This is a genomic window from Pedobacter albus, from assembly GCF_036324255.1.
GTDB classification, from domain to species: Bacteria; Bacteroidota; Bacteroidia; order Sphingobacteriales; family Sphingobacteriaceae; genus Pedobacter; species Pedobacter albus.
In genome coordinates, this window is record NZ_JAZDQT010000002.1 from 160,883 (window position 1) to 182,023 (window position 21,141).

The window sequence follows — 21,141 nt, forward strand, 5'->3', positions numbered from 1 at the left end:
TTTAACAAAGCATTTATATCTTTTGAGCCAAAGATGGGACTTGAACCCACGACCTCTTCCTTACCAAGGAAGTGCTCTACCGCTGAGCTACTTCGGCTTTTTTAGTTTTCAGTTCCCAGTCTTCAGTTTACAGTTTAAACTGCCAACCCTTAACCGCCACTGCTCAACTCTTCTTAAAGAGCGGAAGACGAGGTTCGAACTCGCGACCTATAGCTTGGAAGGCTATCGCTCTACCAACTGAGCTACTTCCGCTTTTTGATTGAAGATTCTTGATTAACGAATTACGACTGAAATATTCCAATCTAAAATCGTCGTTCTACAATCTAAAACCATTTGGTGGGGAGAGAAGGATTCGAACCTTCGAAGTCTTGCGACAACAGAGTTACAGTCTGTCCCATTTGGCCACTCTGGTATCTCCCCCTCTTTTTATTTTCGATTTGATGATTTGCGAATTACGACTGAAAAGTTCCAATCTAAAATCTAAAATCGTCAACCTGAAATAAAAAGAGCCTCCTATCGGAATCGAACCAATGACCTACTGATTACAAGTCAGTTGCTCTACCAGCTGAGCTAAGGAGGCTTATACGGTACATCAATTCAATAAAATCGATGTTTTTGTATCTTTTTAATCTTTCACAGAACTTCCATCTCTCGGCTTTTTCTCATGCCCTTTCCGAAATGGAATGCAAATCTACAAAAATTAATTTCTGAAAAAAATATATTTTAAAAAAAAATTTGGCGGAACATCGTCCGCCAAATCCTTTTGAAATTCGATATGGAAATATCCTCCTAGTAATCAGATACTTCATCTGCATTAAGCAGGGCCTTATGCTCGCTTAATTTTGCACGGGTTTTGTCTTTATGTTTAGTAATTTGTTTTTTCAGCGATTCGATTGCCAAATCGGTAGCCTCTTCAAAAGACTTGCACTGTTCTTTGGCAAAAAGCGTCATTCCTGGAACCATTAATTTAATTTCGGAAATCTTATTCTCCTCATCTTCAACATTTTCTAGCTTCAAATAAACTTCGCCACCTATAATCTGATCAAAAAACTGATCTAACTTGTCAACTTTCTTTTGGATAAAGTCTAATAACTTTTTGTCTGCATTGAAATGAATGGACTGAACTCTGATTTTCATTTTTCCTCCTTTTTTATGCCTTTGGATGGGCTTGTTTATATATAGATTTTAAGCGTTCTATTGAGTTGTGCGTATACACCTGGGTAGCGGCCAGGCTTGCATGCCCCAACAGTTCCTTTATTGCATTAAGATCGGCTCCCTTGTTTAACAGGCTGCTGGCAAACGAATGCCGCAGCACATGGGGGCTTTTCTTGTCTTGCGTTGATACATCTGTCAAATAACGGGTAACGATCCTATAGATCAATTTTGGGTAGGCACCGGTGCCTGAGTCAGTAACGATTAAGGCCTCGCTTTTGTTATCAAAATTCTGTAATAATTTCAGTGTTATGTACAATTTGATCTGCTTGGCCAATTCGCCGTGCAAAGGAATGATGCGTTCCTTGTTGCGCTTGCCCAACACCTTGATGGCGCCTTCGTAAAAATCGACATCGCTTTCTTTGAGCGCCACCAATTCGGCCAAACGCATTCCGGTTCCGAAAAGCAGTTCCACCACCAGCTTGTCGCGCTGGCCGCTAAAGTTATCGTCAAAAAACTCGACCTTTTCACCTTTTTCGTTTATGTATCCATCCAGCAGCGTATCCATCTTGGCCTCTTCGATAAATACCGGTAGCCGTTTGGGCACCTTCGGCGCTTTGACTAGCGTCATTGGGCTCGTTTTGATGGCTTTTTCCCTGAGCAGGTGCTTGTAAAAACTTCTTAACGTAGACAGTTTGGCTTTAACCGTACTTTCGGCCATTTGATGGTCTAAAAGGTGTACCATGAAACTCCTGACATGGGTAGGCTGGACGGCAACGAGGTCGAGCTCAAATTCTTTTTGCATAAAGCCCTCAAACTGCATCAGGTCTTTTTGGTAGGCTTGTACAGTATGCGGAGAGTAGCGCCTCTCGTGCTGCAAATAGGTCAGAAAATTGCTCACCAGCATAGGCATAGGGTTCGTTGTTGGTGAATATACAAAAAATAGCTTTCCAAGTATTTTTTTTCCAAAAAAAAACGCCCCCGAAATTCGGAGGCGCTTATTATCTTCAACAAGACAGGGCTTATAGCGTACCTTCTTGGTTCAATCCTTGGATGTAAACAGCGTGTTTAATTTCAGTACGACGGGTTACAGATTTTTTCTCGTATGCCTGACGGCTACGCAATTCTCTTAACACACCAGTTTTTTCAAACTTCTTCTTGAAACGTTTTAACGCTTTGTCTAACGATTCGCCGTCTTTAATATTGATAATGATCATAACGTGAAATACCTCCTCTCAGTCGATTTTTAATGCCCTGTTTATGTAGGGGATGCAAATGTAAGTAAATTATTGAAAAAGAGAAAGTTTTTGCCTTATTTTTTCTGCGGGAGGCGCCGAGCCTTTCAATAGGGCCAACAATTAAAAAACCTGTGTTTCAATTTGGTACGAATTGTGCAGGGCAATTGCTAAATTTACCTCAAAGCCCAATCATGACAACCAAAAGAAAATTCATCCTCATTACTGCAAGCCTTGTGGTTTTGGTACTGGCCATTATGGTATACTACCGTTATTTCTTTGTTTTTGGCGAAGGCGTAAAATCAGGCGACCTCAACTACATTGTTAAGAAAGGCTATGTTTTTAAGACCTATGAAGGCAAGATCATCCAAAGCGGCATTAAATCGAGACAGGCAGGCAGCATCCAATCGAACGAGTTCGAATTCTCTGTAGCCAGCGAGGAAGTTGCCCAAAAGATGATGACCAACAGCGGCAAGAATTTCGAAGTGCATTACCGAGAGTACAAAGGTGCCTTGCCTTGGCGCGGCTTTAGCGTGTATGTGGTAGACAGTATTGTGAATATGCAATAAACGAAAGGTTGCAGGCTCCCAGTTGCCTTTGGATAAAAGCCATAGACCTGAAAAAAAATATCACCTATAGTCTGTGGGCCACAGACCATGGATAAGATAAACTTAAAAAAAAGAAAGCCACAGGTTGACAGCTTATAATGCTAGGACTAGCTTATTGACTAAAATCTGTTAATCTGTGTCTAACTTGGCTATGCTTTACGACTTAAAAAGAATATCACTTATGGTCTGTGGCTCACAGACCGTGGGTAAGGAACAAGCTAACCTAGTTTTGCTATACAGTTAATTCATCTTACCGTATTCGGTCTGTGGCCCACAGACCGTGGGTAAAATCTGTCAATCTGTGGCTAACTTAGCTTCGTTATGCGGTTGATTGACCTGATCTTACTACGCATGGTCTGTGAGCCACAGACCATGGAAAAGAGAAAAGAGCTACAGACCGTGGAAAAAACAAAAAGGCCACCCGAAATTTCAGATGGCCTCCAGTTAGTAATTATGGTTAGTTAATAGTTTCTTATTTCATGATTTCGCGGGCGATAACAATCTTTTGTATTTCGGAAGTTCCCTCGCCTATCGTACACAGTTTACTATCGCGATAATATTTCTCTACCGGAAAATCTTTGGTATAACCGTAGCCACCAAAAATCTGCACTGCTTCCGTAGCACATTTTACGGCCACCTCAGAGGCATAATATTTGGCCATAGCCGATTCTTTAGTCATTGGCTGGTGGCGGTTCTTCAAATCGGCTGCCTGACGAATCAACAGCTCTGCCGCTTCGATTTCGGTAGCCATATCGGCCAATTTAAAGCTGATGCCCTGAAAACTAGAGATTGGCACGCCAAACTGGTGGCGTTCTTGTGCATAGCCCAATGCGGCCAGGTAAGCCCCTTTTGCAATACCTAACGATAGCGCCGCAATAGAAATACGGCCACCATCCAAAACTTTCATGGCTTGTTTAAAGCCATCGCCTTCGTTGCCCAAGAGATTTTCTTTAGGTACGCGACAGTTATCGAAAATCATTTCGGTGGTTTCTGAAGCACGCATGCCCAATTTGTTTTCTTTTTTGCCGGCGGTAAAACCTGGCGTGCCACGTTCTACTACAATGGCCGAAATGCCTTTAGAGCTTCCCGCTTCTCCAGTACGCACCATCACCACGGCTACATCGCCAGACTTGCCGTGTGTAATCCAGTTTTTGGCACCATTAATTACATATTCGTCGCCGTCTAGCACGGCTGTGGTACGCATACGCAAGGCGTCAGAACCGGTATTGGCCTCGGTAAGGCCCCAGGCACCAATCCACTCGGCCGAAGCCAATTTAGGCAGCCACTTTTGTTTTTGGGCCTCGTTGGCAAATGCCAAGATATGGCCGGTGCACAACGAATTATGCGCCGCCACCGATAAACCTATCGAACCGCAAACCTTGGCCACTTCTACAATAACATCTACATATTCTTGATAGCCAAAGCCCGAACCTCCGTATTCTTCGGGAACCAAAACGCCCATCAGGCCCAGTTCGCCCAGTTGCTTAAAAATTTCTACAGGAAAATGTTGTGCCTCATCCCATTCCATTACATTTTGACGAATGTTCTTTTCGGCAAAATCGCTGACCATCTTTCTGATCATATCTTGGTTTTCTGCTATTTCAAAGCTAAAGCCAGTATGCATATATTAAGTTCGATTAAAAAAAGAAACTGTTTAAATTTTGCGCTGATAATGGGCGTTTTGATTTAAACAGTTTCTTAAGATTTATATTTGGTTGAGGGCAATATTAAACAAATAAAACATACGCCACAACTCGGTTTTTGACCATAAAATAGTAGAATGATTTAGTATTTGGTTCAATTAGTTAACCTGCTAAATACAGGTTTATAAAAAAGGGCAAACGTTTGCCTAAAAAAATTTTAAAAAAAATTTCGGGCAAGGCCGAATAAGACAATCCGATTACAATTTGGGGTTAAAAAATGTAGCCAAAGTTAGAACTTGGCCAAAGAAAATACCTGCGTGCAAAAGTCCTTCAAGCGCTCGCGACCATTCAAAAAATCGAGGCTGATGAGAAAAGAATAGCCTGCTACTTTTGCACCCAGCAACGCTACCAACTTAGAAGCCGCCACCACCGTTCCTCCAGTAGCCAACAGATCGTCGTGGATGAGTACATTTTGGCCAGCCTTAAATGCGTCTTCGTGCACCTCGAGCGTTGCACTTCCATATTCCAAATCATAAGACTGTTGAACGGTTTTATAAGGCAGCTTACCGACTTTGCGGATGGGCACAAAAGGAACCTGAAGGGCCTGCGCCAAGGCCAGGCCAAACAAAAAACCACGGCTTTCGATGCCCGCAACCACGTCTATGTGCAAATCTTTCACCTGCTCGGCCAATGCCTTGGTAATTTCGGTACATAGTTGGGGGTTATGCAATACCGGGGTGATGTCTTTGAAAATTATTCCGGGCTTCGGAAAATCGGCCACGTCGCGCAGGGTTTGTTTAATTCTTGCTTCAAGCATGTTAAAATGTAAGATAAGGTGCTAAGTTCTGTATATTTTGAGGCGTTAAGATAGCTACTTTCCTCAAATCTTCTATAGCTTTATAAGGCCCATGTTGTTTTCTGTACTGGATAATGGCATTGATTTGCTTGTATTTCAAATAAGGGTTGTTTTTGAGCTCGTCGAAAACAGCGGTATTGATATTGATTTTTTTGAGCTGGCCGGCGTCAACGCGCACCTGGTCTTTGATGCCTTCAAATTTTGCACTGTCTAATCCGAAAACTTCTAACAATTGTTCTTTCCGGTAAAAACCGCCTAATCTTTCCCTATAATTGGCAATGCGTTTGGCAAATGCCGGACCGATGCCCCTGATTTCCTGAAGCTGGACAGTATCGGCTCCATTGATTTCGATCACTGCTAGTTCTTTTTGAGGCCTTGGATTGGTGTCTTTATGAAATGGTTGCTTGTTCTCGAATTTGTCCGTCGCACCGCCTTCAATCGTTACATAAGATTTTAGGCGCGCATACATTTCTGGAGAAATCACATACATTTTCTGCAGGTCTTCTGCTTTGTAAAACCTCCCTCCCTTGTTACGGTAATTGATAATGGATTGCGCCTGCTTGGCCGAAAGCCCCAGGCTTTGCCATTGAGAGGCATCGATCTGGTTCGGATCAAAACGGAACAATTCGGGTGCTTTGCGTACAGCCCTGGCATGATCAGGATAGGCATAACCATCCCGATTGTCGGATTCCATATTGACCAGCTCCAGTTGCTTGATAGCCGTAACTTCAACGGCCGTTGCCGGTTCTTGTTTGTCTTTCAACAGATCATACACATACGGAAATACCGCTAAAAACAGCAAAACGGCCATTAGAAACAACAGGCCATTGTACTCGCGCTTTGTAAAGCCAAAGTACTTATTTAACCAATTTTTCATAGATAAGATAGGTACTATAAATATAAATCTTATTTTTGAAATTGCTTTATGAATTAATTCCTCCTTACAGATGAAGATTATTACCACAAAAGAGTTTGCAAAAGCAACCAAGATAGATAAGTTAGGAGTACCGGGTCTGGCCGCTTTGTTGATGGAAGTAATGAAGCTCAACGACATCAATAAAGTTTTCTCTCAAAACGAACACTTTGAGGGCCTCGAATTTGTCGACAAGATTTTGGAAACCATTGGCGTTTCTATCGATTTTGACGAGGACGACCTGAAGAATATCCCCAAAACAGGTGGCTTTATTGCCATTGCCAACCATCCTTATGGTGGCGTAGAAGGCCTTGCACTGGTTAAATTATTGTGTACCGTAAGGCCGGAAGCCAAGGTCATGGTAAATTTTATCCTGAAGAAAATACCTAACCTGAGCGAGTTTTTCGTGGCGGTTAACCCTTTCGAAAACGTGCAGCATTCTTCGAGCATCAGTGGCTTGAAAGCTACTTTCGATTTGTTGCAGAGCGGTACGCCGATTGGCATCTTCCCTGCCGGCGAGGTATCGACCTTTAACCTCGAAACCCAGGAAATTACCGATAGGTTGTGGCATCCGGTGGTGGGCAAACTTATTGCCAGGGCCAAAATGCCGGTAGTGCCGATTTATTTCCATGGCAACAACGGCATCTTGTTCAACATCCTAAGTTTTATACACCCTACTTTAAGAACGGCCAAACTGCCGTCGGAGTTCCTGAACAAACAGGGCCTAAAAATCAAAGTGCGTATTGGCAAGCCGATCAAGATCGAAGATATTTCCTACAAGAACAACACCAACAAGCTGCTCGACTTTTTAAGGGCGAGAACCTATGCTTTGGGTACCAGCTTGGAGGAGGAGAAAAAATTGTTCAACCCGATCAACCTGTTCAAGCGGAAGAAAAAACCGGCGCAGATTGTAGAGGAAACCGACCGCAACCTGATTGTAAACGAAGTGGCCAAGCTGGAGGATTTTAGGGTTTGGGAAGAAAAGAACTACGAGGTTTACATTACCCCTACATCCAACATTCCGAATATATTGAGGGAAATTGGCCGTTTGCGCGAGATTACCTTCAGGGAGGTTGGCGAAGGCACGAACAAGAAAATCGACCTCGACAATTACGACATCTATTACAACCACTTGTTTATTTGGGACAAGGATGCCCATACCATTGTAGGCGCCTACCGCATAGGCAAAGGCGACGAGATTTTAAACACCATGGGCCGTAGAGGATTTTACCTGTCGGAACTGTTTAAGATCAAGGAGCCTTTTTATCCGGTGTTGAGGCAAGGCATTGAACTGGGCCGCTCGTGGATCAGAAAAGAATACCAGCAAAAACCCTTGCCCCTGTTCCTGCTTTGGAAAGGGATATTGAAATACCTGATCGAAAACCCGAAATACCGCTATATGTTCGGACCGGTAAGTATCAGCAACAATTTTTCGAAGTTTTCTAAATCGCTGATTGTAGATTACATTACCAAAAACCATTTCAACTACGAACTGGCGCACTATGTAAAGCCTAGAAACAAATTCAAGGCCGACCTTACCCCTATCGATACCGATTTGCTGATAGAAAACAGCGACTCGCTGAAAGACCTGGACAGCCTGATTGGCGATATCGAAAATTCGCACATCAAAATTCCGGTGCTGTTGCGTCAGTACATGACCTTGAATGCAAAAATCATCTGCTTCAACATCGACCCTAAATTCTCCGACTGCCTTGACGGTTTCTTGGTGGTCGACGTACACAAGATCCCGTCGGAGATGCTGGAGAAGATTGGTAAGAACTTTTAGGTTCAGTTCACCGTTTCCAGCTCACAGTGATGAGCTAGTCACTAATGAACGATAAGCTATTATAAACAACACAAGCCCTGGCATCCACCGGGGCTTTTTTGATGCTTATTCTGAAGTTTTGATGAAGAAACCAGGCTGCAGCCCTGCCACTTTAAACTTTGCCGTTCAGTTCTAGTCTTGTACATATATGCAACTTAAAATATAAAGGCGATGAGAAATTTTAAAATGCTGTTGGCTGCAACAGCTGTAGGCTTATTAAGCATAGCCAATTTAAATGCAAACGCTCAAGGCAGAGGAAGGGGCAGAGAAAGGGCACCTGTTGCACACCGTGAGGCACACCGCGTGGTGGCCAGAAAGGCAAATGTTCATTATGCCCCAATGCCTAGATGGGGCGCGGCTGTTAATGTGGTGCCCAGGGCTTCGCTCAACATCAGGTTTGGAAACAACAACTACTATTATAACTCGGGTATTTATTACGTAAAAAGAGGTGGATCGTTTGCCGTAGTTAGACCGGTAAGGGGAGTAAGAATAAGAGTATTGCCTGTAGGCTACAGAACCATCATACTTGGTCCTCGAAGCTATTTCTACTATTACGGGACCTTCTATACCCGGATGGCCGATGCCTATGTGGTGGTAGATGCACCGCTTGGCGCTGTAGTTGATGCCTTGCCTGACGGCTACGAAATCAGGAACATTAACGGCATAGAATATTATTACCTCGACGGCAGCTATTATGCCGAAGTAGATGCCCCAGAATTTCCCGACGGCATAGGTTATCAGGTTGTTCAGCCATAACCGCAAAAAGCAAAAGCCCTGACATCCATCGGGGCTTTTTGCTATCAACTAACCTAAACTGTAATGATAAATACTAACCAAATATTTAACACCACAAAAGTAGGTCTGCAATGTTAAGAACTTATGAAATCGGGATTATCTTAAGATTATTTAATATAGGAATCGACTAAAACTGATTTTTCGTCGGATTTAACATTTTTTGGACAATAAAAGCTAGGCCGATAGGTTAAATTTATATATATTTAATGTTATCGCAATGTTAAGGCATTGAAAAGCAGAGTCCAACATATCGCCTATAAGCTTCTCATCATCATCGGATTAGCATTTTCTTTTGCAAGCGCAAAGTCACAGCGCTATAGCTTCGAATTTTACGAGGGCACCTTCAATTTTGAAGCCGACTCGACTATCGATATTCCTTTTCAAGCACAGCTGACTAATCAGTCGGTTAAAGATTTTTACTATAAGGTAAATTCTGGCCATTACCAGGCGCTCGTACAGGCCCTGCTCGATTACCGCGACAAATACAAACTGAACGATTGGCTCTATTATCAACTGATTAGAAAAACAGCGCAGGAAATTAGTCCGAAAGCCGAGAACTATAGCCGTTATACGCTGTACAAATGGTTTTTAATGGCCAAATCGGGTTACGATGCCAAGGTAGCCGTAGGCAACGACCAGATTATATTCTACATCCGCAACAACGAAGACATTGCCGATATCCCTTTCTTTATGGTCGACGACAAAAAATACACCTGTCTAAACTACCACGACTACGGCAAATTGTTTAAGCGCGAAGACACCTACAAACCGGTAAACATTGCTATTGCCGAAGCCAAGAACGCATTCAGCTATAAAGTAACCCGCATGCCCGAGTTTAAGCCCGAAGATTATACCGAGAAGCAACTGGCCTTTAACTACAAGCACAAAGCCTACCACTTTAAGGTAAAGCTGAACAATGAGGTAGACAAGATCTTTGCCAATTATCCGGGCGTAGATTTCGAAACTTATTTTAATATTCCGCTGAGCAGGGAAACCTATCAGTCGCTTATTCCGATATTAAAGGAAAACCTCAAAGGCATGAGCACCAAAAACGGTGTAGACTACCTCATGCGTTTTACCCGTTATGCTTTCCTCTACGAAAACGACGAAGATAATTTCGGCAAGGAAAAACGCCTATCGCCAGAGCAGACCTTATTGAATAAATACAGCGACTGCGACGACCGCGCGGCCTTGTTTTTCTTTTTGGTAAAGGAAATCTACAACCTGCCCATGATTGCCATGCTCTACCCTACGCATATTACCATGGCTGTACAGTTTGATAAGCCTGTGGGCAATGCCATTATATACAATGGCAAATCGTACACCGTTTGCGAGCCTACGCCACAACAGCAGAACCTCAAAATGGGCGAGCTATCGGCCAGCCTAAAAAACAAGCCTTACGAGGTGGTGTACCATTACGATCCGCTCAACAAATAACCCTTAAATGTTGAAGGCATAAAAAAACCGTCCCGAAGCTAATCGGAACGGTTTTGAAATAAACAATTTAATATCTTATTATTTTACAGCACCTGGAGTGGTGTAAGCCAATGATTGTGCATCAACTTCTGCCCAACCAGCTGCCCAGTTGTCAGTACCGAAAGCACCTTTGTAGGCAACAGGTGTAAAGAACGAACCAGATACTTTTGCGTTGGTGAATGAAGCACCAGTTGCAGCAACCGAACCAGCAGCCAAAGTAAAGTTAGCTGTACCTAGGGTTGCACCCGATCCGAAATCAGTTGCGTATAAATAAGGATTTACAAATAAGCTACCTGCAAAAAGACCGTTTGCAAAAACGTTATCGGTACGAAGTTTCGCTTCAACAGCTGCCAAAGCACCTGTGTTGCTCATTTTAACTTCTTGTGTTCTTGTACCGTAAATCAAGTTGTTGGCAATAACCATCGAACCTGAGTTGAAGTTTGCTGTAGTAGAGTTTGCTGTTTGAACGGTAGTATCGTCAATGTACAAACCAATTGGGTAACCGGCAATAACCGAGTTCAGGATGCTGATTGAAGAGTTACGACGGATTTGCGCACCGTTTTGGAAATTGGCATTGAAAGAACCTGTAGCGGCTTTGCATGGACCAATGATGGTTACGTTTGAGAAAACAGCCGAAGTTTTAGGCGTTTGATCAGTACCAGTTGCATTGTTGTCTGATTCGAAACCGTTTGAACCTGATTGGTCGGCCACGGTAGCTACACGTTGAGCCAAAGCAAACTGAACATTACCTGAATAACCGAAATCTGTATCGAAATCATCATCCCAAGTACCGATAGCCAATAAGTGTTTTGCATTTACTGTACCACCGAACCACTCGAAAGCATCGTCGCCAGAACGGTAAACTTGGATATAATCTAAAGTAGTACCGCTACCAACACCGCCCATCGTCAATCCGTTGATTTCGTTATCAACTGAATAAGCGATACCTGCAAACTCGATACGTACATATTTCATGGTACCAGAGTTGTCAGCTGGATCTGTACCGCCATAAAAGATATAAGCTTTTTCGTCTTTGCCAGTAGGCTGTACCAAACCACCTTCTATCTTCACATCGTTACCTTGGTTTACAGGCGCTTTACCCAAAAGGATTACACCGCCCCAATCGCCTTGGCTACGTGCGCCAGCTGCCAAAGCAGAAGTAAATACAATGGGTTTATCAACAGTACCAGTAGCATTGATCTTAGCACCACGGGTTACAACCAAAGTACCTTTAGTTGCTTTATCGCCTTTAATGATTGTTCCAGGCTCAATAGTCAAGGTAGCGCCATTGCTTACATAAACAAAGCCTTTTAACAAATAGATTTTGCTTGCAGACCAAGTAGTGTTGGCCGAAATCTCTCCGCTAACCTCTACTACATTTCCAGCAACAGGCGTTGGCTCATCATCAACAACGCTGTTCTTCTTGCATGAGGTTGCGAATAAAACAACCGATAATGCTAATAATAAAATTTTGATTTTCATTTTTCTAGTTTTCTTTTTGAATAGTGCAAATAGATTGATTTAAGTTTGCTTTAGCGTTAACCTCACATTAACAATATGTTAAGCGTTAAAATGAGTAACTAAATGACAATGAGATATTTGTACCCGGCTTGTACGACATAATCGTTTCGTCGCCACCGGCATTGGTTTCGTATTTTTTGTTCTTGTTGTAATCGAAGTAAATGGTGTTGCGCTGATTTAGGATATCGCCTACGTTCAATTTGATTTCGCCTCTCGACTTGATTACTTTATAGCCTGCCTGGAAATCGATCACGTCGCGCGGAGCCTCCCAAGTGCTTGGGAAAGTAATACCGCTGGCTTGGATAATCCTTCTGCCAATTCTGTTGTAAAGCACGTTTAGGCTCAATTTGTTGTTCAGCTCAGTATGTTGCAAACCTGCATTGATTACATAAGGCGATTGGCCAACCATCGGGCGGGTTTTATCGATGTAGTTCTGGTCTTCAGGGTTTTTGATCTTCGATTTCACCAAAGAAACGTTGGCATAAGCCGTGGTGTTTTTAAGGAACTGGCCACCACCCATAAAACCAAGGTTTTTTCTTATTTCAAACTCCACTCCATAGCTGTAGGCTTTTGCGGTATTGAAATAAGAGATATCTGGTGTTGACAATACATCGTAACGGTACGATTCGATGGCATTGTTAAAGTTTTTGTAAAAAGCCGATACCGATAGGATTTCGCCCGCACCCGGATAGATTTCGTATCTCAAATCGGCGTTATCGATCAAGGTTCTCTTCAGGTTAGGGTTACCCGATTGGTTGGCCAACAATTCGTAATCGTAGTAAGACGACAAAGTCAGCTCCCTGAACTCTGGTCTGGCCAAGGTACGGTAGTACGAAGCTCTTAAATTGCTTTTTGCAGTTAGGCTGTAGGTTAAGTTAACCGATGGCAATACGTCGAGTTGGGTATCGTCAACATAGGTCTTTTTCACGTTTGATAATTGAACGTTGTAGTTTTCTACCCTCACGCCATACACCGCACGGAATTTCTCGCCGAATTTCTGGTCTAACATGGCATAACCATAGTTGGTAAACGAGTTGGCATCATAGCTATCCACGTCGCTTCCGATTTCGTTGAGCTTGTAAACACCCGATTGGATAAGCGAAGGCGAGAAGATCTGGTTAACCGGCAGTGCCCTGATGCGTTGCATCTCGTCGGCATCGTTAGAGTGCAACTCTGCACCGATAAACCTGGCATTGAAAGTACGCTCGCGGTATTGCGAACCCAAGCCTGCCTTAAAGGTGCTCGAGGCGTTGAACAATTTAACCGGTGTGCTGTAGTTTACATCGCCTGCATAAATATTTTCGTTCAGCTTCGAAAACAAGCGGGTGTTCTCTTTACCTAATGAAGTAATATTGGCTTGATAAAGCACACTTGGATCGTTTTGCGAAGCCAGGGCTTTGGCATAGTTTATTTTCAACTGGTTAGGCTGATCGTTGGTTACATTACTGAACGAAGTCGACCATTTCAACTTGCTGTTTTTGCCACCAACCTGGTGCTCGCCTTCCAAGGTAGACTTGAACAACGATTTCTGCATCACATCGTAGGCGTAAAACCTGTTGATGGTTGTCGACCCTTGGTTGATACCGGTACGCTCGGTATAGTTATCGTCGTAGTTTTTATTGTAGATGTTTTTGAAGCTGATCTTGTTTTTGCCAAAGCTGTAGGCAAAGTTGGCCAAGGCGCCCAAGTTGGTCGAAAACTTGTATTGGTTATCGTTATAATCATACACATAAAATGCACGTTTCACATCTTCGCCAATATTTTGCGAGTTACGGTAGGTTAAAGAAACCAAGGCACCAAAACGGCTATCGTCTTTAAAGTGTTTCACCCTGCCCATGCTAAACTGATAGTTCTGGCTAGGCAAAGCTGAATTGTTGTTGATGGTGAAATCGTTTGGCAATGATTTTAGGGCGCCCACGTTTCTGGCCGGCGTTAATCCGCTCAGGATTTTGTTTCTCGAAGGGAAATTATCGGCCAGTTGTTTAGAGCCATCGTCAAAGCCCAAATAGTTCAGGGCGTTTTTGCTGGTTGCCAAAAAGTCTTTAAAAGTTGATTGGCTGTTGTAGCCATAGCCTACGCCAAAAGAGATAAAGTTATCGTCTGGAATATCTTTGGTGGTAATCTGAACGGCACCGCCTGCAAAATCGGCAGGAAGGTCTGGAGTTGCGGTTTTGCTGATGGTAATTTTGTCTACCAAGTTTGAAGGTACGATATCGAACGAGAAAGCCTTACGGTTAGGCTCAGTGCTCGGCAAGGTAGAATTATCAAGGGTGGCTGTATTGTAACGATCGCTCAAGCCCCTTACCACGACAAACTTATTGTCTTGGATGGTGGCGCCACTTACACGCCTTAAGGCCTCTGAAGTATTCTTATCTGGCGATTTTTTGATCTGATCGCTCGAAATACCATCAGAAATTACAGAACTGTTTTTTTGTTGCGCATAGAGCGAGTTAACCGATTCCTGCTTAAAGTTGGCGGTAATGACCACCTGTTTTAAGGTTTGTGAGCTGGCCTCTTCCATCACCACGTTTAAAGAAGTGGTAACGCCGCTTTTAACTTCTACATCGGTAATCCTTTTGGTAGCATAGCCTACGTAAGAAATTTCGATGGTGTGCTTGCCTTCGGTAAGACCCGGAAGCACATATTTGCCGTCAACGTCGGTGCCTACACCTTTGGTAGTACCTGCCAGTTTAACGGAAACGCCAATCAGTGTTTCGCCTGTTTTCTTGTCTGATACGGTTCCTGAAATTTTGCCTGTTCCCTGTGCGAAAACAGCCGCCCCCATCACCAAGAATAGCAATGTAAAAAGCGCTTTTTTAAGAGTTAATTGTGAGTTCAATTTGCCTGATTATTTGTTTAGGCAAAACTATTACCACAATGTTAGCTCTATGTTAGCGTCAAATTACCATTCGTTTATGCAAAGGTTAACTAATTGTTAAATGGCCGCCGTATCAATATTTTAGCCCTACTTTTTTGCAGACAAAATGCAACAACCAAATCGGGCCGATTAACAAAAACTTAACATCATCTAAAAACGAAGGCTTTTTGCCTTCTATTTTATGGCCAATAAACTGCCCGATCCAGGCCACTACGAAAATGATGGCAAATACCATCCAGCCTGCCGGCCCTCCGGCATCTTGCCAATGCTCCAGTTTTACAATGCCATAGCTCATCAGTCCGACAATCCAGATCATCAAAAAGAACAGCACCGGCGACAGGGTGAAGTAATAATACATGGCAAAGGCAATGAGAAACGAAGCCCAATTGAAATAGCCGTTGTACCGGCCCAGAAAATCCAAATGCGGAAAGGGAATTTGCCATACCAAACCCAATAAGCTGAATACAATTAAGGGTACGCAGATCCAGTGGATCAACTCGTTTGTATGATTTTGGTGGCTCTCGCCATATTTATCGAAATAAATATCGACCGGACGTTTAGCTAGTTTTTCCATGTTTTTTATCTTTTTATCACCCTGTAGTTGCTGGTGGTTCTGTTATCCTAATTATTTTTTGCCGTCGCTATATGCTATTTACTATCAACCATATAAGACATATAAGGTCTTAATTAAAATCTACCATCGCTATACTCATTACGCCATACGCTTTGTATAAAGTTTACAAGATTTAATTGCGCAATGGTTTTAGTGTATAAAAATAAAAAAAGCGATAGACAAATCTACCGCTTTTTAAACAATTTAGCTTGCTCGGTTACAAACGCGCAATTACTTGGCGAAAGCTACCGAACGGGTTTCCCTGATTACCGTAACCTTGATTTGGCCCGGATAGGTCATTTCGGTTTGGATACGGTTAGAGATATCGGCTGCCAACAATTCTGCTTGCTGATCGGTTACCCTTTCGCTTTCTACCACTACCCTTAGCTCTCTACCTGCCTGAATGGCAAAAGTTTTCTCTACGCCTGGGTAAGACAGCGCCAGTTCTTCTAGTTCTTTTAAACGTTTGATATAGCTTTCTACTACTTCGCGACGTGCGCCAGGGCGTGCACCCGAAATCGAGTCGCAGGCCTGTATAATTGGCGAAATCATAGAAGTCATTTCTATTTCATCGTGGTGGGCGCCAATGGCGTTGCAAACATCTGGGTGTTCCTTATATTTTTCGGCCAGTTGCATACCCAAAATAGCGTGCGGCAATTCCGGATTATCGTCAGGCACTTTACCTATATCGTGCAATAAGCCTGCACGCTTGGCCAACTTGGCATTCAAGCCCAATTCTGCCGCCATGGTGGCACAGAAATTAGCTACCTCGCGCGAGTGGTGCAACAGGTTTTGTCCGTATGATGAACGGTAACGCATACGGCCTACCATTCTGATCAGTTCAGGGTGCAAACCATGGATGCCTAAGTCGATTACGGTACGTTCGCCAATTTCTACGATTTCGTCTTCAATTTGTTTCTTGGTTTTGGCTACTACCTCTTCGATACGGGCCGGGTGTATACGGCCGTCGGTTACCAAACGGTGTAGTGCCAAACGGGCAATCTCTCTTCTCACCGGATCAAATCCAGATAGGATAATGGCCTCTGGGGTATCGTCAACAATAATTTCGATACCGGTTGCCGCTTCCAATGCACGGATGTTCCTGCCTTCTCTACCAATTACACGACCTTTGATTTCGTCGTTATCGATATGGAAAATAGATACCGAGTTCTCGATAGCCGCTTCGGCTGCTGTACGCTGAATGGTTTGGATAACCACTTTTTTGGCTTCTTTGCTGGCGGTTAGCTTGGCTTCGTCAACAATATCTTTTACCTGCATCAGGGCCTGCGAACGGGCTTCCGATTTCATATTTTCAACCAATTGGTTCTTGGCTTCTTCGGCGCTTAAACCTGCAATGGTTTCCAGTTGCTTTACGTGCTGTTGCTTCAACACATCTACCTCTTCCTGTTTTTTTACAGCCAAAGCAGTTTGTTTTTCCAGATTGTTGCGTTGGTTATCTAGTTCCTGCTCTTTACGGTTGGCGTTTTCGAGCTTTTGGTTTAACGATTGTTCTTTCTGTTTGATGCCATTTTCGCGTTGGCTTACTTCGTTATTACGTGCATTTACCTGTTGCTCGTGTTCTGCCTTCAACTGCAAGAATTTTTCTTTGGCTTCAAGCAGTCGGTCTTTTTTCATGATTTCGGCTTGGCTCTCTGCATCTTTCAGTATTTTCTTCGCTTTGCTTTGCGCGGCTACCTCTTGTTGTTTAAGCAGGTTCCGCAACAGGTATCTGCCAATTGCTATACCAACAATCAAGCTGGCCAGCACGCATCCTGTTATCCCTAGTATTTCCATTGTTTATGTTTAGTTTTTAATTGGTGATGGAGCCATCGTTAAGCTTCATGATTCCATCGTTTTTGTTTATAAAAAAACCGTAACTTAATTATTATGCTCGCGTATGCCTGTTTTCATCTGCCGGCAAAAGCCGAAAAACGATAGCCAGGAAATATTGAAACATAAAAATTTAGCTACGGCCAAATTCTATTAGCTTATACGGCTCCCTCTTGAAGTTTCAGCTTCAACAAAGGCCGTTATAAGAACGTTTTATTTAGCGAAAAATCCGTTTAGCAAACTATCCAACTCCTCTACCTTCTCGGCAACGGCAGTATCTTGATTCTGGACTTTATGCTCTGTTCTCAACACCGCCGTTGCATAATGCAACACCGCCATCGAAAGCAGATCTTGTTTATCTCTAACCGCATAATTTTCTTGGTAGTCTTTTATACGCTCGTTGATAATCTTAGCTGCCCGCCTCACGATCTCTTCTTCTTCCATGTTTACCTTTAAGGGGTAAATACGGTCTGAAATAGTTATTTTAATCGAGATTTCTCCCATTTTTTAAGCTTTGTTTCAATTTTTTGCGCTGCTATTTTTTAAGCAACACCACACACTTATCAATTTCACGCACAAATTCGTTAATTTTTTGCTTTATATCAAGTGTCTTTTCACTTGTGCCTTCAATACTCTTCGCTAATTTGAGCACGCGTAGCTTTTCAGTAAGGTCGGCTTCGTTAATTTTAGCCTGGTCTAACGTAGCCTTGACGTGCTTGTTTTCCAACTTTAAAAGTTCATTTTCTTCTTGCAGGGCATTGCAGAGCTCGATGAGGCGAGCTGTTTTGAGCAATACGTTATTTAATTGGTCGGCAACTGAAGACATGCTTTTAAGTTTTAATTATTGAATGAAAGAATTTTGAATGATTGAATGGCTTGTTTCGAGTTTCCCATTCTTTCACTCCTTCATTCCTTCATGCGCTCATTCAATCATTTCTTTATCTAAATGTTGAATGACTGAGTTTTGAATGATTGGATGGTCTGTTTTGAATTTCCCCATTCTTTCATTCTCTCATTCAATCATTCAATCATTTCTATTATTATCTGATTTCTGCTTTTGCGTTTTGGACTAAGTTAGCTATAATCTTTTGCATCACCGCATCGATTTGTTTATCGGTTAAGGTTTGCTCCTCATCCTGCAACGTAAAGTTCAGGGCGTACGACTTCTTGCCTTCCGGAAGCTTGTCGCCTTCGTACACGTCAAATACCTGCACCTGCTTGATCAGTTTTTTCTCTGTTTTAAAGGCAATCGTCTTTAATTCGTCGAAAGTAACCTTTTGATCAACCAACATAGACAAATCCCTTCTTACCGATGGATATTTTGGAACTTCTTTGTTGATGATTTTGTTTTTGCGAACCGCATCCAACAATCCAGCCCAATCAAAGTCGGCATAAAACACTTCCTTATCGGTTCCGGCTTGTTTTCTATCGGCTGCTGTGGCTGCACCAAATGAAACCAAGGTTTGTGCACCTCTGAAATATTTCAATCCGTAGGCAAAATTTTCGTCACTGATTTCTTCCGATTGGAAATTGGCAATGCCCAAACGGCCAATAATGGCATCTACTGCAGCCTTAAGGTTATAAAAAGTAGAAGGTCCATCGTTTTGGTTCCACTGCTCGCTTTGCTTGCTACCGGTAACCAGTACCAACAAACGCGGACGTTCTACATACTCGCCATTAATTAAATGGTAGGTTTTGCCAAACTCGTAGAATTTCAGGTCGGTGTTTCTGCGGTTTTGGTTGTACACCACGCTCTCTAAAGCCGGTTGCAGCAAACTTTGACGCATCACGTTCAAATCGGAGCTCAGCGGATTTAAAATCTGTACGGCTTCTTCTGGTTTTTTAGAAAAGGCCGAACGGGTAAGCGAGTTGCACCAGATCTCTAAAAAGCCGTTTGCGGTAAGCATATCGGCAATCAGATTCTGGATATTTTCTTTATTGGGTTTAGCGGTATAGGCCAATGAGGCATTTACCTTGGTCGGAATAACAATATTGTCGTAGCCATAAATACGCAATACCTCTTCGGTAATGTCGCATTCGCGGGTTACGTCTACCTTGTAGGCCGGTACTTTTAGGCTCAGGCCTTTTTCGGTTTCAGCCGCAACGGTAATACCCAAGGCCACAATGATGGCTTTGATTTCGGCTGTTGGAATATCTTGTCCAATCAAAGCAATAATGCCTTCGTAGGTCACCTCTACATCGAATGGCTGTGCTGGGGCTGGATAAATATCAGAAATGGCTGAAGAGATCTCTCCTCCGGCTACTTCCTTAATCAGCAAGGCTGCACGTTTTAGGGCCGTTACGGTAATTTCTGGATCCGTACCACGCTCAAAACGGAACGAGGCATCGGTTTTTAGGCCATGTCTTTTCGACGTTTTACGTACCGATACCGAATTGAAATAGGCACTTTCTAAGAAAACATTGGTGGTTTGCTCGCTTACGCCAGAGTTTTTGCCACCAAATACGCCGGCAATACACATCGGTTTGGTTGCACTGCAAATCATCAGGTCTTCGGCCGACAGCTTGCGCTCTACATCGTCTAAGGTGATAAATGGCGTACCTTCTGGACATTGCTTTACGATAACTTGTTTGCCATCAATCTGATCGGCATCAAAGGCATGCAAAGGCTGACCCAATTCGTGCAACACATAATTGGTTACGTCTACTATATTATTGATCGGGCGAATGCCGATTACTTTCAATTTATCCTTTAACCAATCAGGCGATGGCTTTACGGTTACACCGCTAATGCTCACGCTACTGTAGCGAGGACAGGCTTCGGTGTCTTCTACCTTTACCTCGATTTTTAAGGTTTCGTTGTTGGTTTTAAAAGCTGAAACATCAGGCATTTGGTAAGACGTACGCAAGTAAGCGGCCAAATCTCTGGCTACGCCCAGGTGCGAGGCGGCATCGGCGCGGTTTGGTGTTAATCCGATTTCGAACATGAAATCATCTTCCATCTTGAAATACGACTTGGCTGCGATGCCAATTTCGGTATCCTCTGGCAACACCATGATACCGGCATGCGAAGCACCCAAACCAATCTCGTCTTCGGCACAAATCATACCAGCTGATTCTTCGCCCCTGATTTTAGACTTGTTGATTTTAAAAGGTTCGCCTTCGTTGGGATAAACAGTTGTGCCTACCGTAGCCACCACGACTTTTTGTCCGGCTGCCACATTTGGCGCACCACATACAATTTGCAGCAATTCGCCGGTACCGACGTCAACTTTGGTTACGCGCAAACGATCGGCGTTGGGATGCTGGGCACATTCAGCTACATAACCGATAACCAAACCTTCTAAGCCGCCCAAAACAGGCTGTACTTTTTCAAGGCTTTCTACCTCTAAACCAATATTGGTTAAAATGAGCGAGATTTCCTGTGGGGTTTTATCGGTTTGTATAAATTGCTTGAGCCAGTTGTATGATATTTTCATGTTTGGGTATGGTGTAAAGCGATTAGCGATTAGCGTTGACTAGACAACGCAAGACGCCAAACGCCATGCTTCTTTCTAAAATGCAAAGATATTATTTAATGCCGAAAGCAGCAATCGGCTTGAAGAGTTTGACAAAGAAAAATCAATGTATACCACCGATGCCGCCAATAATCAAGGCGCAGGCCCCTGCACCAACTACTACCATAATTGCCGCAATAATGATGAGCCTCAATCCGGGTTTAACAGGCTTGTCCGTACTTGATCTTGCGATCAACATGATGATACCAACCAAAAAAAGGATGCCGGCTATTGCCCAATACAGCAAAGAGAGTACAATTATTCCTTCCATAGCTGTATAA

At 43.2% G+C, this 21,141-nt stretch carries 18 protein-coding genes and 4 tRNA genes; 4 read left to right on the forward strand and 18 right to left on the reverse strand.

Going from position 1 to position 21,141, the window contains the following annotated elements:
* Positions 1-25 precede the first annotated feature (25 nt).
* The 7 genes from VRU48_RS10460 to rpsU form a co-directional block, all read right to left on the reverse strand.
* Positions 26-97, reverse strand: a tRNA-Thr gene (locus VRU48_RS10460).
* An 82-nt stretch (positions 98-179) separates the two neighbouring features.
* Positions 180-252, reverse strand: a tRNA-Gly gene (locus tag VRU48_RS10465).
* Between the two features lie 82 nt (positions 253-334).
* Positions 335-420 (reverse strand) — tRNA-Tyr (locus tag VRU48_RS10470).
* An 87-nt stretch (positions 421-507) separates the two neighbouring features.
* A tRNA-Thr gene (locus VRU48_RS10475) sits at positions 508-580 on the reverse strand.
* A gap of 209 nt (positions 581-789) precedes the next feature.
* On the reverse strand, positions 790-1,137 hold the full coding sequence (gene hpf / locus VRU48_RS10480) for a ribosome hibernation-promoting factor, HPF/YfiA family (protein ID WP_199141708.1): 348 nt from the start codon (positions 1,135-1,137) through the stop codon (positions 790-792).
* A 13-nt stretch (positions 1,138-1,150) separates the two neighbouring features.
* Complete coding sequence (locus tag VRU48_RS10485; protein ID WP_330107881.1) at positions 1,151-2,059, reverse strand: tyrosine-type recombinase/integrase; 909 nt, start codon at positions 2,057-2,059, stop codon at positions 1,151-1,153.
* A gap of 115 nt (positions 2,060-2,174) precedes the next feature.
* A complete protein-coding gene (gene rpsU, locus VRU48_RS10490; protein ID WP_199141706.1) occupies positions 2,175-2,369 on the reverse strand; it encodes a 30S ribosomal protein S21 in 195 nt (64 codons plus the stop codon).
* Positions 2,370-2,581: 212 nt separating this feature from the next.
* Here rpsU and VRU48_RS10495 point away from each other — a divergent pair, with 212 nt between their 5' ends.
* Positions 2,582-2,956 (forward strand): hypothetical protein, encoded by a 375-nt coding sequence (locus tag VRU48_RS10495; protein ID WP_330107882.1) that lies wholly within the window; start codon positions 2,582-2,584, stop codon positions 2,954-2,956.
* A 511-nt stretch (positions 2,957-3,467) separates the two neighbouring features.
* Here VRU48_RS10495 and VRU48_RS10500 read toward each other — a convergent pair.
* The 3 genes from VRU48_RS10500 to VRU48_RS10510 all read right to left on the reverse strand — a co-directional run bounded on the left by VRU48_RS10500 (position 3,468) and on the right by VRU48_RS10510 (position 6,371).
* Positions 3,468-4,619 carry an acyl-CoA dehydrogenase family protein gene (locus VRU48_RS10500; protein ID WP_330107883.1) on the reverse strand — a complete coding sequence of 384 codons (1,152 nt, stop codon included), beginning with the start codon at positions 4,617-4,619 and terminating at the stop codon, positions 3,468-3,470.
* 308 nt (positions 4,620-4,927) lie between these two features.
* Positions 4,928-5,455, reverse strand: coding sequence for an adenine phosphoribosyltransferase (locus VRU48_RS10505; protein WP_330107884.1), 528 nt, complete (start codon positions 5,453-5,455; stop codon positions 4,928-4,930).
* A 1-nt stretch (position 5,456) separates the two neighbouring features.
* Positions 5,457-6,371, reverse strand: coding sequence for a ComEA family DNA-binding protein (locus VRU48_RS10510; RefSeq protein WP_330107885.1), 915 nt, complete (start codon positions 6,369-6,371; stop codon positions 5,457-5,459).
* A gap of 70 nt (positions 6,372-6,441) precedes the next feature.
* Between VRU48_RS10510 and VRU48_RS10515 the strand changes: the two genes are divergently transcribed.
* The 3 genes from VRU48_RS10515 to VRU48_RS10525 all read left to right on the forward strand — a co-directional run bounded on the left by VRU48_RS10515 (position 6,442) and on the right by VRU48_RS10525 (position 10,464).
* Complete coding sequence (locus tag VRU48_RS10515; RefSeq protein ID WP_330107886.1) at positions 6,442-8,193, forward strand: bifunctional lysophospholipid acyltransferase family protein/GNAT family N-acetyltransferase; 1,752 nt, start codon at positions 6,442-6,444, stop codon at positions 8,191-8,193.
* 210 nt (positions 8,194-8,403) lie between these two features.
* On the forward strand, positions 8,404-8,988 hold the full coding sequence (locus VRU48_RS10520) for a DUF6515 family protein (RefSeq protein WP_330107887.1): 585 nt from the start codon (positions 8,404-8,406) through the stop codon (positions 8,986-8,988).
* A gap of 267 nt (positions 8,989-9,255) precedes the next feature.
* The gene (locus VRU48_RS10525; protein WP_330107888.1) at positions 9,256-10,464 is read left to right on the forward strand and encodes a hypothetical protein; all 1,209 of its coding nucleotides are present in this window, start codon (positions 9,256-9,258) and stop codon (positions 10,462-10,464) included.
* A 78-nt stretch (positions 10,465-10,542) separates the two neighbouring features.
* Here VRU48_RS10525 and VRU48_RS10530 read toward each other — a convergent pair whose 3' ends face one another.
* The 8 genes from VRU48_RS10530 to VRU48_RS10565 form a co-directional block, all read right to left on the reverse strand.
* Positions 10,543-11,985 carry a hypothetical protein gene (locus VRU48_RS10530; RefSeq protein ID WP_330107889.1) on the reverse strand — a complete coding sequence of 481 codons (1,443 nt, stop codon included), beginning with the start codon at positions 11,983-11,985 and terminating at the stop codon, positions 10,543-10,545.
* 85 nt (positions 11,986-12,070) lie between these two features.
* Complete coding sequence (locus VRU48_RS10535) at positions 12,071-14,863, reverse strand: TonB-dependent receptor (protein ID WP_330107890.1); 2,793 nt, start codon at positions 14,861-14,863, stop codon at positions 12,071-12,073.
* 112 nt (positions 14,864-14,975) lie between these two features.
* The gene (locus VRU48_RS10540; protein ID WP_330107891.1) at positions 14,976-15,476 is read right to left on the reverse strand and encodes an Mpo1 family 2-hydroxy fatty acid dioxygenase; all 501 of its coding nucleotides are present in this window, start codon (positions 15,474-15,476) and stop codon (positions 14,976-14,978) included.
* A gap of 270 nt (positions 15,477-15,746) precedes the next feature.
* A complete protein-coding gene (gene rny / locus VRU48_RS10545; protein WP_330107892.1) occupies positions 15,747-17,309 on the reverse strand; it encodes a ribonuclease Y in 1,563 nt (520 codons plus the stop codon).
* A gap of 249 nt (positions 17,310-17,558) precedes the next feature.
* Positions 17,559-17,849, reverse strand: coding sequence for a cell division protein ZapA (locus tag VRU48_RS10550; protein WP_173272232.1), 291 nt, complete (start codon positions 17,847-17,849; stop codon positions 17,559-17,561).
* 31 nt (positions 17,850-17,880) lie between these two features.
* A complete protein-coding gene (locus VRU48_RS10555; RefSeq protein WP_330107893.1) occupies positions 17,881-18,171 on the reverse strand; it encodes a hypothetical protein in 291 nt (96 codons plus the stop codon).
* A 214-nt stretch (positions 18,172-18,385) separates the two neighbouring features.
* On the reverse strand, positions 18,386-20,782 hold the full coding sequence (gene pheT, locus VRU48_RS10560) for a phenylalanine--tRNA ligase subunit beta (protein WP_330107894.1): 2,397 nt from the start codon (positions 20,780-20,782) through the stop codon (positions 18,386-18,388).
* A gap of 142 nt (positions 20,783-20,924) precedes the next feature.
* On the reverse strand, positions 20,925-21,131 hold the full coding sequence (locus VRU48_RS10565) for a hypothetical protein (protein WP_330107895.1): 207 nt from the start codon (positions 21,129-21,131) through the stop codon (positions 20,925-20,927).
* Positions 21,132-21,141: the final 10 nt, after the last annotated feature.

Excerpts from the sequence above, each read along its gene's own strand:
- VRU48_RS10550 (WP_173272232.1), bottom strand. The coding sequence starts at position 17,849 with ATGGGAGAAATCTCGATTAAAATAACTATTTCAGACCGTATTTACCCC.
- VRU48_RS10495 (WP_330107882.1), top strand. The coding sequence starts at position 2,582 with ATGACAACCAAAAGAAAATTCATCCTCATTACTGCAAGCCTTGTGGTT.
- VRU48_RS10555 (WP_330107893.1), bottom strand. The coding sequence starts at position 18,171 with ATGTCTTCAGTTGCCGACCAATTAAATAACGTATTGCTCAAAACAGCT.
- VRU48_RS10515 (WP_330107886.1), top strand. The coding sequence starts at position 6,442 with ATGAAGATTATTACCACAAAAGAGTTTGCAAAAGCAACCAAGATAGAT.
- pheT (WP_330107894.1), bottom strand. The coding sequence starts at position 20,782 with ATGAAAATATCATACAACTGGCTCAAGCAATTTATACAAACCGATAAA.
- VRU48_RS10485 (WP_330107881.1), bottom strand. The coding sequence starts at position 2,059 with ATGCTGGTGAGCAATTTTCTGACCTATTTGCAGCACGAGAGGCGCTAC.
- VRU48_RS10520 (WP_330107887.1), top strand. The coding sequence starts at position 8,404 with ATGAGAAATTTTAAAATGCTGTTGGCTGCAACAGCTGTAGGCTTATTA.
- rny (WP_330107892.1), bottom strand. The coding sequence starts at position 17,309 with ATGGAAATACTAGGGATAACAGGATGCGTGCTGGCCAGCTTGATTGTT.
- VRU48_RS10500 (WP_330107883.1), bottom strand. The coding sequence starts at position 4,619 with ATGCATACTGGCTTTAGCTTTGAAATAGCAGAAAACCAAGATATGATC.
- rpsU (WP_199141706.1), bottom strand. The coding sequence starts at position 2,369 with ATGATCATTATCAATATTAAAGACGGCGAATCGTTAGACAAAGCGTTA.
- VRU48_RS10530 (WP_330107889.1), bottom strand. The coding sequence starts at position 11,985 with ATGAAAATCAAAATTTTATTATTAGCATTATCGGTTGTTTTATTCGCA.
- VRU48_RS10510 (WP_330107885.1), bottom strand. The coding sequence starts at position 6,371 with ATGAAAAATTGGTTAAATAAGTACTTTGGCTTTACAAAGCGCGAGTAC.
- hpf (WP_199141708.1), bottom strand. The coding sequence starts at position 1,137 with ATGAAAATCAGAGTTCAGTCCATTCATTTCAATGCAGACAAAAAGTTA.
- VRU48_RS10540 (WP_330107891.1), bottom strand. The coding sequence starts at position 15,476 with ATGGAAAAACTAGCTAAACGTCCGGTCGATATTTATTTCGATAAATAT.
- VRU48_RS10565 (WP_330107895.1), bottom strand. The coding sequence starts at position 21,131 with ATGGAAGGAATAATTGTACTCTCTTTGCTGTATTGGGCAATAGCCGGC.
- VRU48_RS10505 (WP_330107884.1), bottom strand. The coding sequence starts at position 5,455 with ATGCTTGAAGCAAGAATTAAACAAACCCTGCGCGACGTGGCCGATTTT.